Source organism: Streptomyces sp. NPDC002306, assembly GCF_053593435.1.
Genome location: NZ_JBSFCK010000013.1, coordinates 163,773 through 176,031, shown reverse-complemented (window position 1 = coordinate 176,031; position 12,259 = coordinate 163,773). Strand labels below are relative to the sequence as shown.

The following is a 12,259-nucleotide window of genomic DNA, read 5'->3' as shown; positions in this document are numbered from 1 at the left end:
GAGGGGGTCAGGCCTGCTCGGCGTCCGCGGCGGGGGCCTCGGCGGCGGGAGCCTCGGCAACCGGCGCCTCGGCGGCCTCGACCTCGACGGCCGCGACCTCGGCCTGCTCGGCGTCGGCGACCTTCTCCGTCTCGGCGGAGGTCTGGACCTCGGCCTCGTCGGCCTTCTTCTCGCCCTCGAGCAGGTCGCGCTCCCAGGCGGCGAGCGGCTCGCCCGCGGCCTTGTCGCCCTTGCCCTCGGTGGCGACACCGGAGCGGGAGATCAGGCCCTCGGCGACCGCGTCCGCGATCACACGGGTGAGCAGCGTGACGGAGCGGATCGCGTCGTCGTTGCCCGGGATCTTGTAGTCGACCTCGTCGGGGTCGCAGTTGGTGTCGAGGATGGCGACGACCGGGATGTTGAGCTTCCGGGCCTCGCCGACCGCGATGTGCTCCTTCTTGGTGTCCACGATCCAGACGGCGCTGGGAACCTTGGACATCTCGCGGATACCGCCGAGGGTCTTCTCCAGCTTGGCCTTCTCGCGCGAGAGCACGAGAAGCTCCTTCTTGGTCAGACCGGACGCGGCGACGTCCTCGAAGTCGATCTGCTCGAGCTCCTTGAGGCGCTGCAGACGCTTGTAGACGGTGGAGAAGTTGGTGAGCATGCCGCCCAGCCAGCGCTGGTTGACGAAGGGCATGCCGACGCGGGTGGCCTGCTCGGCGATGGCCTCCTGCGCCTGCTTCTTCGTGCCGACGAACATGACCGTGCCGCCGTGGGCGACGGTCTCCTTGACGAACTCGTAGGCGCGGTCGATGTACGACAGCGACTGGAGCAGGTCGATGATGTAGATGCCGTTGCGCTCCGTGAAGATGAAGCGCTTCATCTTCGGGTTCCAACGACGGGTCTGGTGACCGAAGTGGACGCCGCTTTCCAGCAGCTCCCGCATCGTGACGACGGCCATGGCCGTTCTCCTTGAGTTTCTCGGTTGCCGCGGATACCGGACGGCATCCGCGCCTGACGCCCGCATTGCGCCGTGCCACAAAGGACCGAGGGGCGCTGACAGGGACCGTCGCCGGTCGCCATATCGGGGCGTGCGAAGTCGACCCGGTGACCCGGATCGCCAGAAGAAGTGTACGGGACCGGCGGGGTCGCGGGTGACGCCGCTGTCCACAACCGGCGAGTAGTCCACAGATGCCGGTCATGTCCGGTCAGCCTGCGGGACGGTTCTCGCATGCCTCCGACACGTACGAACCGATGGGCGCCACTGCCGCGCCTCCTGCCGACCCTGGTCTTGTCGGCTCTGACCCTTACCGTCCTGACCCTGACCCTGACCCTGAACGGCCTGTCCCCGACGGCTTCGTTCCCGACCGCTCTGTCCCCGATGGCCCACACCGAGGACCCGCTCCCGGCGGCGGACGACGTGCCGACCGTCGCCCGCGCCTGGCCGGTGGGCTCGCGCCCCTCGGTCCTACGCGGCTGGGAACCCCCGGCGACGGTCTACGGACCCGGTCACCGCGGTGTCGACCTGGCGGCCTCGCCGGGAACACCGGTACGGGCGGTGGCGTCCGGCCGCGTGTCCTTCGCGGGCCGGGTCGCCGGCCGGGGGGTCGTCTCGGTGGAGCTGGCGGGGACGGGCGATCCACCCCTACGGACGACGTACGAGCCGGTGCGACCGTCCGTCCACCAGGGCGACGCGCTGGCACCGGGGGACACGGTCGGCACGGTGGAACCGGCCGGCGGCCACTGCGCCGCCTCGTGCGTGCACTGGGGCCTCCTGCGGGCGACGACCTACCTCAACCCGCTGGCCCTGCTCCCACCCCGACTGCTCCACCCCGCCCCCTCGAGACTCCTCCCGGTACTGGGCGTCCCCGTCCCCCGCTGACCGGCGCGACCCCGCGCACCCATCAGCCGCGCCACCCACAGCACCCCGACGCGAGCCGCCCCGCACGGCACCACCCCGCGTGCGCGACCCTGTGTGCGCAGCCCTGTGTGCGCAGCCCGCCAGCGCAGGCACGCCAACCGCACGCGCCGACCCGAAGGCATCCGTGCCATCCCGAGGCGGCACACCGCCCGGCCTCACCACACCACCCGGGCCGCGCCGCGCACGGCCCGGTCTCAGCCGTGCACCCCGCGCAGCGCCATCCCCACCGCCGCGTCGGTGATCGCCGACGGATCCTCCGCCACACCGAGCTCGATCCGCCGTACGGCCGCGTCGACGACCCCCTGAAGCAGCATCGCCGCCAGCCGGGGCTCCGCGTGTCCCAGCTCCACCAGCGCCTCGACGATCATCGCCACGAGCCCGCCGTGCGCGGCCCGGATCTTCTCCCGGGCCCCCGCGTCGAGCTCGCTCGCGGAGATCGCCACCACGGCCCGGTGCCGCCGGTCGCCGACCAGCGCGAGCTGCTGCCGCACATACGCCTCGACCTTGGCGTCCGGGTCGTCGGCCGCGGCCATCGCGGCCGACACCTCCGCCGCCCAGACCGGGAAGTCGACCTCGCACAGCTCCTCGACCACGGCCGCCCGCGACCGGAAGTACTCGTAGACGGAAGAACGCGCCAGTCCCGTCCGTTCGGCGAGGGCGGGAAAGGTCAACGCCTCCGTCCCGCCCTCGGACAACAGGGACCGTGCCGCGTCCAGCAGGGCGGCTCGCTGCATCGACCGGTGCTCGGCCACAGAGGCCGCTCGAATCCTTGGCACGTCAACCACTGTACGGACGCGCCACGCCGGACGGGAGTGTCTCCCGCCGACGCGCCCACGTTCGGCCAGGTCACCGGCCGAAGCTGGCCAGTTTCGCGCGCAACTGGAGCACGGACTTGGTGTGGATCTGGCTGACCCGGCTCTCGGTCACACCGAGCACGTTCCCGATCTCGGCGAGTGTGAGGCCCTCGTAGTAGTACAGCGTGACGACCGTCTTCTCACGGTCGGGCAGTGTGTTGATGGCCCGCGCCAGGAACCGCCGCAGCTCCCGGTCCTCGGCCACCTCCACGGGATTGTCGGCGGCGGTGTCCTCCAGCGTGTCCATGAGGCTCAGCCGGTCGCCGCCCTCGCCGCCGACGTGCAGCAGTTCCTCCAGCGCCACCACGTTCGCCAGCGACAACTGACTGAACACCGCGTGGAGGTCGTCGACCGCGATGCCCAGTTCGTTGGCCACCTCGACCTCCGTCGGCGTACGGCGCAGCCGGGCCTCCAGCGTCGCGTAGGCCCGCTCCACGTTCCGCGCCTTCTGCCGCACCGACCGCGGGATCCAGTCCAGCGCCCGCAGCTCGTCGATCATCGCGCCCCGGATCCGCGTGATCGCGTACGTCTCGAACTTGATCTCCCGGTCGACGTCGAACTTCTCGATCGCGTCGATCAGCCCGAACACCCCCGACGACACGAAGTCCGCCTGTTCCACGTTGGGCGGCAGCCCGACACTCACCCGGCCGGCCACGTACTTGACCAGCGGCGAGTAGTGCAGGATCAGCTGCTCCCGCAGCCGCTCGTCCCCCGTCGCCTTGTAGGACCGCCACAGCTCGTCGAGCGTCGAGGGAGCGGGCGGCCGCACGCTGCCACCGTCGCGGGCGGCTGGGGGGATCGCCGCCCGGTCGGACCCGGAGGTGTGCTGGGGCATTCGTCGCCTTGTGCCGTTCTGCCGTGAAGTACGGGACGTACGTGAGCCAGGAGTGACTGCGTGGGCTGTCGGGTCGGTGCGGAGTCGGTGGACCGTGTCTGGATCCTTGTGAGCGTAGCGTGACTGGAGCGTCGCGGTGCGCGAAGGGCGAGGCCGACGCCGTGCGCAGAATCGTTCCTTTGGATGCTCCGCCGGACCGGCCCGGTCGCCCTGTGTGACGACCGGAAAGCGTCAACTGCGTGGATTCGCAAGGGCTTCGGGGATCCCCCGGACGGCCGAACACGCTCGGTCAGCACGGACCGCGAGCACCCCGGACGGAGATCATCGACTCGCGTGTCAACTTCCAGCCGTCGCCGTGTCGTTCGACGTAACCAAGTGCTCGTAGTTCGTACAGTCTCGCGATCGCGTCGTCCTCGGTCGTCTGCGCTCCGCGCGCCACCTCGTCCGCGGCCGCGGCCCGGCCGGCCGGCAGCGCGGCGAGCACCCGCCGGGCGCCGGGTTCCAGCAGGTCACGCGGGAGTACCGGGCCCCGCCGGTCCGGCGCCAGCTCTCCCATGCCGCCGACCAGCTCGACGACCTCGGCGGCGTCGGTGACCAGGACGGCGTCGCCGCGCAGGAGCTCGTGCGTGCCCGCGGAGAGCCCGCTGGTGGCCGGTCCCGGCACCGCCATGGTGTGCCGGCCCAACCGCTGCGCCGCCCGTGCCGTGACCAGCGAACCGCTTCGATACGCCGCCTCGACGACCACGGTGCCCCTGGTCAGCGCCGCGATCACCCGGTTCCGCAGGATGAACCGGCTCGGCGTCGGATGATCACCCGGCGGCAGTTCCCCGATCACCAGGCCCTGCTCCGCGATCCGGGTGATCAACTGGGCGTGTCCGCGCGGGTAGGGCCGGTCGACGCCGCAGGCGAGGACGGCGACGGTGGCCCCGCCCGCCCCGAGGGCACCCCGGTGGGCGGCCCCGTCGATGCCATAGGCGCCGCCGGAGACCACCACCCAGCCGCGCTCGGCGAGTCCGGCGGCGAGCACGGCCGCCATGTGGGCGCCGTACCCGGTGCAGGCCCGTGCCCCCACCACGGCGACCGAGCGCAGTGCCCACACCCGCAGGCTCGGCCGTCCCCGCACCCACAGCCCCAGGGGGCGGGCGTCGTCCAGGTCGTCGAGCTGTCCCGGCCACTCGGCCGCACCGGGCCCCACGAACCGCACCCCGGCCGCCCGGGCGACGGCCAGATCCCGTGCGGGCTCGGCCCGCGCGGCCCGCTCCCGCAGCCCGGCCCAGCGCCGCTCGCTCGCCCCGGGCAGCACGGCCCCGCCGTCCCGCAGCCGCCGTGCCACCTCGCGCACGCCGAACCGTCGCACCCATCGCCCGCCGGTCTCATCCCCGGGCTCGATGACCCGGGTGAGCAGGACACGCGCGAGCAGGTCGTCGTCCGGCGCCCCGCCGCCGCTCACGTCAAGACCGTCGTCCGGCGCCTCGCCGCCGCTCACGTCAGGGCCCCGATGGCCATCGGTACGCCACGCGGGACGCCGGTGCGCAGCTGAAGGGCGAGCGCGACGTCCGTGGCATCGGGCCGGTCGTGACCGACCAGGTCCGCGACGGTCCAGGCGACGCGCAGGACGCGATCGAGTCCGCGGGCCGTGAGCACACCGCGCTCCAGGTTCCGTTCGGCCTCGTCCATCGCGCCGCCCAGGGCGTGCCAGCGGTCGCGCAGTTCCCGTCCCGGGACTTCGCTGTTCGTCCGCCAGGGGGTGCCCGCGAGCCGCGCCACCGCCCGCTCGCGCGCGGCCCGCACCCGCTCGGCGACCGTCGCCGTGGACTCGCCGGCCGCGCCCCGCCGCGCCAGTTCGGCCCGGCCGACCGGCTCGACCTCGACCCGGAGATCGACCCGGTCGAGCAGCGGCCCGGAGAGTCTGGCCTGGTAGCGCCGGATGGCCGACGGCGGACACTCGCACGACGTGTCCCGCTGGGAGAAGCGCCCGCAGGGGCACGGATTGGCCGCGAGCACCATCTGGAACCGCGCCGGGAACCGCACCACACCCGCGCTGCGGGCGATGATGACGTGCCCCGCCTCCAGGGGCTGGCGCAGGGCGTCCAGGGCCCGGCCGCTGAATTCCGGGCACTCGTCGAGAAACAGCACCCCACGATGGGCGAGGGAGACCGCGCCCGGCCGGGCGATGCCGGGGCCGCCGCCGACGAGCGCCTGCATGGTGGCCGAGTGGTGCGGGGCGCAGTAGGGCGCGACGTCGATGAGGGGTTTGCCCGGCGGCAGCAGTCCGGCCACCGAGTGGACCGCCGTGACCTCCAGCGAATCCTCCCGCAGCAGCGGGGGCAGCACGGCCGGCAGCCGCTCGGCGAGCATGGTCTTTCCGGCGCCGGGCGGGCCCTCGAGGAACAGGTGATGCCCGCCCGCGGCGGCCACCTCCACCGCGGTGCGGGCGGAGATCTGGCCCACGACGTCCGCGAGGTCGTGCCCCTGGTCGTGCTCGGCGGCGCCGAGGCTGTGCATGCCCGTGGCCGCGCCCGTCCCGGGCAGCCGCAGTCCGGCCAGGAGCGGGTCGGGGCGCCCCGGCTCGTCGGGTTCGTCGTCAGGGACCGGTTCGTCGGCCAGTACGGCGATCAACTGCCGCAGACTGCGGACACCGAGCACCGACACGCCAGGCACGAGCGAGGCTTCGGCGGCGGCGCAGTCCGGCACGACGACCTGCTCGTATCCGGCCTCGGCCGCGGCCAGCACGGCCGGCAGGATGCCCCGTACCGGCCGCACCCGTCCGTCCAGGCCCAGCTCACCGATCATCACGATGTCGGCGAGCACACGGGGATCGATGCGCTCGGCGGCGCCGAGGACCGCGCAGGCGACGGCGAGATCGAACCCGGAGCCGGCCTTCGGCACGGACGCCGGGCTCAGCCCGACCGTGAGCTTCTTCTGCGGCCACGCGTCGCCGGAGTTCACCACCGCGGCCCGCACCCGGTCCCGGCTCTCCGTCAGGCTCTTGTCCGGCAGCCCGACCAGGGTGAAGGCCGCGACGCCTGGTTCGAGGTCGGCCTGCACCTCCACCACCACGCCTTCGACGCCCACCAGCGCCACGGAGCACGTACGCGCGAAGCCCATCTCAGCCCACCCCCCGCACATGCTCGACCGAGGGCGCGCCGCGGCGCGGCAGCAGCACGGCGACCAGGTCGATGCGGACCCCGCCGGGCGGTGCTCCCCCGTGCTCCTGCGTCCACCGTTGCGCCAGGCCGCGCAGGCGTTCCGCCTTGGCCGGCGTGATCGCCGCCAGGGGGTGCTGGAACGGGCCCGCCCTGCGGGTCTTCACCTCGCAGACCACCAGGACCTCGCCCTCGCGGGCGACGATGTCGATCTCCCCGGTCCTGCCGCAACGCCAGTTGCGCTCCAGGAGTGTCATTCCGGCCTCGGCCAGCCGCCGGGCGGCCAGTCCCTCGCCGTATTTGCCGAGTGCGCTGCGTGCCTGCTGCGTCTTCATGTCGGCACCACCTCCGGCGCCAACCGTCACGCATCCGACCCGACGAAGTGGATCTTGGTTGATAACTCGGTGGTTGTGGATATCGCCGTCACCCCTACGAGGGATCCCGGGGCGACGGCGGAGAGGCGGCGGAGAGAATGACCGCCTGAGACCGTCAGCCGCCCGGCAGCTCGAGGTCGCTCTTGTTGAGCTCCTCGATGTTCACGTCCTTGAACGTCAGGACACGGACCTGCTTGACGAAGCGAGCAGGCCGGTACATGTCCCAGACCCAGGCGTCCGCCATGGACACCTCGAAGAACACTTCACCCTGGACCGAGTGCACCTGCATCTCGTAGTCATTGGTCAGGTAGAAACGTCGCTCGGTCTCGATCACGTATTTGAACAGACCGACGACATCGCGGTACTCCCGGTAGAGCTTCAGCTCCATCTCGGTCTCGTACTTCTCGAGGTCCTCGGCGCTCATGGCATGTTCCCCTTCAGCCGTGCGATCCCACCATTGTGCGCCAGTACCCGCGGCACCTAGACGATTTCCGTGTCAAGGATCTCGGGCCTGGCCGGGGGACCCTCGTCGAGCACCCTGCGCAGCAGCTCGGCGAGTCTGGTCGGATACACCGTCTCATGTGCCTGGCTCAGTTCCCGACACGTCCACCAGCGCGCTCCGGCGACGCTGCGCCGCTCCAGTTCGGTGAGCCCCGTGGCGCGCGTCGCGGTCTGGTTCGTACGGGCCAGGAAATACCACTCGTCCTGGTCCCAGCGGCGGCCCGCGAACGGGAAGGAGCACCTGCGCCGCCACAGCACCGGGCCGAGTTCGACCTCGGTGATGCCCGTCTCCTCGGCGAGTTCCCGCAGGGCGGCCTGCTCACGGGTCTCGTCGCCCTCCAGTCCGCCACCGGGTGTGAACCACCAGTCGTCGGCCGGATCGTCCGGTTCATGACCGTGCAGCAGCAGGACGCGGTCGTCGGGGTCGAGCAGCACGACCCGGGCCACCTTGCGCAGTCCCCCCTGGTAGGAGTCCGCGTTCTCGCACGCCGTCGCGTCGCCGCCCGCGTCCGCGGCCTCAGCGGGCACCGGCGGTCCCCGTCCGGGCGCGTCGGCGACCGCCCAGCAGGTTGGCCACGGGGCCGTACGCACCGCCGAGGAGCACCAGCGCGCCGCCGGCGACGATCATGATGCCGATCGTGCGCAGCGGTCCCGGCTCGGAGAGGCCGCCGAGTGCCTGGAAGCCCGTGGGCCGCTTCAGCATGCCGTTCATGGGCCAGACGACGGCGTCGACGCGTGCGGTCACGGCGGCGCTGGCGACGGTGCCTCTGGCGGCGTCCGTGAGGTGGGCGGTGGAGTCCAGGGAGCCCTGACGCTCGTCACCGAGCAGGAAGAGGCGCCCCTTGGGGACCGTCACCGTCGGGAAGTCCTTGATCTCGGCGAGGCTGCCCTTGGGCAGATACGGCTCCACGATCTGCTTGCCGTTGACGGTGAGCTTGCCGTTCGTGCAGCAGGAGACCGTGTCCCCGCCGACCGCGACGACCCGCTTGACCACCGGGGCGTTGTCGACCCAGGTGCTGTCGCGGAAGACGACGACGTCGCCCCGGCGCACCTCGCCGCCGTCGACGCTCTGCGCGAGCACCCGGTCCCCGGCGTCGATGGTCGGGGTCATCGAACTCGTCGGCACGGTGTAGGGCCGGTAGATCAGCGCCGCCCACGCGAATCCCGCCAGGAACAGCACGAGGCCCAGCGCTACGGCCAGGCCGGACAGACGTTGTCCGGTCCGGCTGCCCGCCGGGCCTTTGCCGGTGCCACCGCTGCGCGGGGCCGTACGCGTAGTGCTCTCGCCACCCATGGACCCGCACCCTACCCGGCGGTACCGAAGAGGGGCAGCCCCTCTCCCTCGTCCAGAGCTCCGAGGTCGCAAGCTCCACGGCGGCTTCACGAGGCGAACGGAACAGGAGGGTCCGCCCGCACCCGCATTCAGGCGTCCAGGACCGTCGACCGAGCAGCGCCGGACCGGTCGGCCGACGAGGGCCGGACCGGCATCAGCCGGTCCGGCCCTCGTCGGACGAACTTCAGCGGGTCTCGGACGCGGCCTTCACGTTCTGCCTGCGCCGCCACACCGCGAACGGCACCACACCGACGAGGGCGATGCCCTGCGGCGCCATCGGCAGAACGCCGGCGGCCGAGGACTGGTCGCCGAGGTTCGGCTGGTCGAAGGTGTCCGGGACGGGCAGCGTGCCCCAGCGGGTGATCGGCCAGGCCTTGACGATGGCACGGCCGACGACCTTGTCCACCGGGACCATGCCGTGGTTCTTGTCGCTCTGGTTGTAGCGCGAGTCACGCGAGTTCTGCCGGTGGTCGCCCATGACCCAGATGAAGCCCTTGGGGACCTTCACCTTGAACTGGCCACCCTGGTCGTCCACCGTGCACGGCGTGTTGCCCGGGTACACGTACGACCCTTCCTGGAGCGCCTTGCCGTTGACCTTCAGCGGGCCCGTGCCGTTGCACTCGACCGTGTCGCCGCCGACGCCGATGACCCGCTTGATGAGGTCCTTCTCCTCCGCGGACGGCATCAGGCCGATCCAGCTGAGGAACGTCTGGATGGCGTTCGGGTTGGGCGTGGGCTCGCCCGCCAGCCAGTCGTCGGGGTCGTGGAAGACGACGACCTCGCCGCGCTCGGGCTCCGAACCGAACCAGGGGGTCAGCTTGTCGACCAGGACACGGTCACCCTGCTGGAGGGTGTTCTGCATCGAGTCGGACGGGATCGAGAACGCCTGCACCAGGAACGTCTTGATCAGCAGCGCGAGCACCAGCGCGATGACGATCAGGATCGGCAGCTCCTTCCAGAAGGAGCGCGGCTTGCGCGGCTGGGGCGCGGAGCCTCCTGATCCCTGGCCCTCGGTCCGGCCCCGCGGGTCCGGCGTCGCGCCGTTCCCGCTCGCCCCGGAGTCACTCCCGGAGGTCACGGCGCTGTCCGCGGCCGGGACATCGGCTTCCACGGGGCGCCCGCGGTGTTCCTCGCCGTCGTGGCCCGACCGTGCGCCAACCGCCACATCCCCCACGCCAACTCCTTACTCTGTGCCGCCGCCTACTGCGTACGCGCCGCAGGCCCACCACTCCCATAACGAGCGGGAGTTCCGCAGGGCTCGGGAGTTGGATCGTTCCATTCGGATCGTCGGGAGCAACCCTATGCGACAGTTGGGGACCCGCGGTCGTCCCGGCCTCCGAGTCGGCCACGGAAGAGAATGTTTGCGGTTCCTTGAGACTGTTCCAGTGACCCAGCGGCCAGGCGATGACCATGGCGCGGCCCACCACCTCGTCCTCGGGGACCGTGCCGCCGTAGTCGGTGTTCTGGTGCGAGCGGGAGTCCGCGGAGTTGGCCCGGTGGTCGCCCATCACCCACAGCCGTCCCTGGGGGACGGTGATGTCGAACTCCGTGGTCGACGGGGCGTTCCCGGGATACAGATAGTCGCTCTCACTGAGCGGCACGCCGTTGACCGTCACCCGTCCCTGGGCGTCACAGCACTTGACGTGGTCCCCGCCGACCCCGACGACCCGCTTGATGAGGTCCTTCTCGTTGTCGGACGGGAGCAGGCCGATGAAGGTGAGTGCTTCCTTGACCTGCTTGACGACCACCGGGTCGCTCTTCTTGGTGGTGGTCTGCTCGTCCTGGAGCCAGCCGCCGGGGTCCTTGAACACCACGACGTCCCCGCGCTGCGGCTTGGAGCCGAACCACGGGGTGAACTTGTCGACCAGCACACGGTCGCCGATGCGGATCGTCTGCTCCATGGAACCCGACGGGATCACGAACGCCTGGACGAGGAACGTCTTCAGGACCAGCGCTATCAGGACCGCGACGCCGACGAGGAGGGGTATCTCCTTGACCGCGCCACGCCTGCGGCGCCGCTTGACCCTGCGCTGGAGCTGACGCCGCTCGGCCCGGCTGCGCCCGCCGGCCGGGCTGGCGGCACGTCGGACACCCGTGGGCAGGAGGTTGTCGGCGGCGGCGCCCGTGACACCGCGCGGTCTGCCGCGGTTACCCATGCGCGCCCTCCACCGCCGGCACGCGCGCGTAGGCGCCGGGGCGCTCGAGGCGGGTGAGATGTCCGGCCGGCCAGACGATCCAGGCGGCGCGGCCGATCACGTCGTCCACCGGGATCATGCCGCCGCCGGGCGAGCCGAGGTGGTCGCGGGAGTCGCTGGAGACACCGCGGTGGTCGCCCAGGACGAACAACGTGCCCTCGGGCACCCGCACGTCGAAAGGCACCGTGGAAGGGCTGTCACCGGGGTACAGGAGCGTCGACTCGTCGACAGACCCGCCGTTCACCTGGATCCTCCCGTCCTTGTCGCAGCAGACCACGTGGTCTCCCCCCACACCCACAACGCGTTTGATGTAGTCGGCGTGCCCGAAGTACCCGGTGCCGTCGAAGACGACGACGTCACCGCGCTGCGGCCGGGCACCGAAACGGTACGCCAACTTATCTACGAGAACGCGGTCCCCGACCCTCAATCCGTTTTCCATGGATCCGCTCGGAATCCGGAACGGTTGCACCACGAAAGTGTTGAGAAGGAGCAAAAACAGCAGGCAGATCAACAGGCCCAGCGAGATCCGTCCGCCCGGCAGCCACTCGGTGATCCACGACAGCAACGAGAAACGCGACCGTCCCTCCGGCCCCTGTGTGTCCGGGATCTCCTCGGATCCGGAAGGGCGGGAGGAGCGGTCGCGCTCCGTCGGTCGTGCTTCGGTGTCCATCGGTGCCAGATGTTATCCGGCCCCGCTCCGACACCTTCCTGCCGCCTCGCTCACCTACGGCTCACGAGCAGCGGCACGCGATCACCTGTCGCGCTTCTCCTTGATCTTCGCGGCCTTGCCGCGCAGGTCGCGCAGGTAGTAGAGCTTGGCGCGACGCACGTCACCGCGGGTGACGAGCTCGATCTTCTCGACGATCGGGGTGTGCACCGGGAAGGTGCGCTCGACGCCGACGGAGAACGAGACCTTGCGGACCGTGAAGGTCTCGCGGACACCGGCGCCCTGGCGGCGGATCACCACGCCCTTGAACTGCTGCACACGGGAGCGGTTGCCCTCGATGACGCGGACGTGGACGTTGACCGTGTCACCCGGGCGGAAGGCCGGGAGGTCGCTGCGCAGCGACGCGGAGTCGACGATGTCGAGCAGGTGGGACATTTCGTCTGCTTTCTTCGGT

Annotated in this window: 14 protein-coding genes; 1 reads left to right on the top strand and 13 read right to left on the bottom strand. The window is 71.3% G+C overall.

The genetic code is table 11. The features are described from left to right. Nucleotides 1-7: 7 nt before the first annotated feature. A complete protein-coding gene (rpsB, locus tag ACWCQK_RS25230; protein ID WP_451158496.1) occupies nt 8-940 on the bottom strand; it encodes a 30S ribosomal protein S2 in 933 nt (310 codons plus the stop codon). Nucleotides 941-1,210: 270 nt separating this feature from the next. Between rpsB and ACWCQK_RS25225 the strand changes: the two genes are divergently transcribed. Next, nucleotides 1,211-1,861 carry a peptidoglycan DD-metalloendopeptidase family protein gene (locus ACWCQK_RS25225; protein ID WP_451158494.1) on the top strand — a complete coding sequence of 217 codons (651 nt, stop codon included), beginning with the start codon at nt 1,211-1,213 and terminating at the stop codon, nt 1,859-1,861. A 233-nt stretch (nt 1,862-2,094) separates the two neighbouring features. On the opposite strand, the gene ACWCQK_RS25220 is transcribed toward ACWCQK_RS25225, so the two are convergent. The 12 genes from ACWCQK_RS25220 to rplS form a co-directional block, all read right to left on the bottom strand. Further along, on the bottom strand, nt 2,095-2,652 hold the full coding sequence (locus tag ACWCQK_RS25220; RefSeq protein WP_451158550.1) for a TetR/AcrR family transcriptional regulator: 558 nt from the start codon (nt 2,650-2,652) through the stop codon (nt 2,095-2,097). A gap of 94 nt (nt 2,653-2,746) precedes the next feature. After that, entirely contained in the window at nt 2,747-3,589 is an 843-nt protein-coding gene (gene whiG / locus ACWCQK_RS25215; RefSeq protein WP_451158492.1) for an RNA polymerase sigma factor WhiG, read from the bottom strand. A 289-nt stretch (nt 3,590-3,878) separates the two neighbouring features. Continuing rightward, nucleotides 3,879-5,075, bottom strand: a complete 1,197-nt coding sequence (dprA, locus tag ACWCQK_RS25210) for a DNA-processing protein DprA (RefSeq protein ID WP_451158490.1) — start codon at nt 5,073-5,075, stop codon at nt 3,879-3,881. Then, a complete protein-coding gene (locus ACWCQK_RS25205) occupies nt 5,072-6,697 on the bottom strand; it encodes a YifB family Mg chelatase-like AAA ATPase (RefSeq protein ID WP_451158488.1) in 1,626 nt (541 codons plus the stop codon). Before ACWCQK_RS25205 ends, dprA begins: the two co-directional genes overlap by 4 nt. A gap of 1 nt (nt 6,698) precedes the next feature. Next, nucleotides 6,699-7,100, bottom strand: coding sequence for a YraN family protein (locus ACWCQK_RS25200; RefSeq protein ID WP_451158486.1), 402 nt, complete (start codon nt 7,098-7,100; stop codon nt 6,699-6,701). Nucleotides 7,101-7,224: 124 nt separating this feature from the next. Beyond that, nucleotides 7,225-7,533: a DUF2469 domain-containing protein gene (locus ACWCQK_RS25195; protein ID WP_003965949.1), complete on the bottom strand. Its 309-nt coding sequence runs from the start codon at nt 7,531-7,533 to the stop codon at nt 7,225-7,227. Nucleotides 7,534-7,589: 56 nt separating this feature from the next. After that, complete coding sequence (locus tag ACWCQK_RS25190; RefSeq protein WP_451158484.1) at nt 7,590-8,138, bottom strand: NUDIX hydrolase; 549 nt, start codon at nt 8,136-8,138, stop codon at nt 7,590-7,592. Beyond that, nucleotides 8,128-8,904, bottom strand: a complete 777-nt coding sequence (lepB, locus tag ACWCQK_RS25185) for a signal peptidase I (protein WP_451158482.1) — start codon at nt 8,902-8,904, stop codon at nt 8,128-8,130. Before lepB (ACWCQK_RS25185) ends, ACWCQK_RS25190 begins: the two co-directional genes overlap by 11 nt. A 223-nt stretch (nt 8,905-9,127) precedes the next feature. Further along, nucleotides 9,128-10,117 (bottom strand): signal peptidase I, encoded by a 990-nt coding sequence (gene lepB, locus ACWCQK_RS25180; protein WP_451158480.1) that lies wholly within the window; start codon nt 10,115-10,117, stop codon nt 9,128-9,130. Next, nucleotides 10,005-11,099, bottom strand: coding sequence for a signal peptidase I (gene lepB / locus ACWCQK_RS25175; RefSeq protein ID WP_451158478.1), 1,095 nt, complete (start codon nt 11,097-11,099; stop codon nt 10,005-10,007). Before lepB (ACWCQK_RS25175) ends, lepB (ACWCQK_RS25180) begins: the two co-directional genes overlap by 113 nt. Beyond that, a complete protein-coding gene (gene lepB / locus ACWCQK_RS25170) occupies nt 11,092-11,808 on the bottom strand; it encodes a signal peptidase I (RefSeq protein WP_451158476.1) in 717 nt (238 codons plus the stop codon). The genes lepB (ACWCQK_RS25175) and lepB (ACWCQK_RS25170) overlap by 8 nt, the downstream gene beginning before the upstream one ends. A gap of 81 nt (nt 11,809-11,889) precedes the next feature. Beyond that, nucleotides 11,890-12,240 carry a 50S ribosomal protein L19 gene (gene rplS, locus ACWCQK_RS25165; protein ID WP_451158474.1) on the bottom strand — a complete coding sequence of 117 codons (351 nt, stop codon included), beginning with the start codon at nt 12,238-12,240 and terminating at the stop codon, nt 11,890-11,892. Nucleotides 12,241-12,259: the final 19 nt, after the last annotated feature.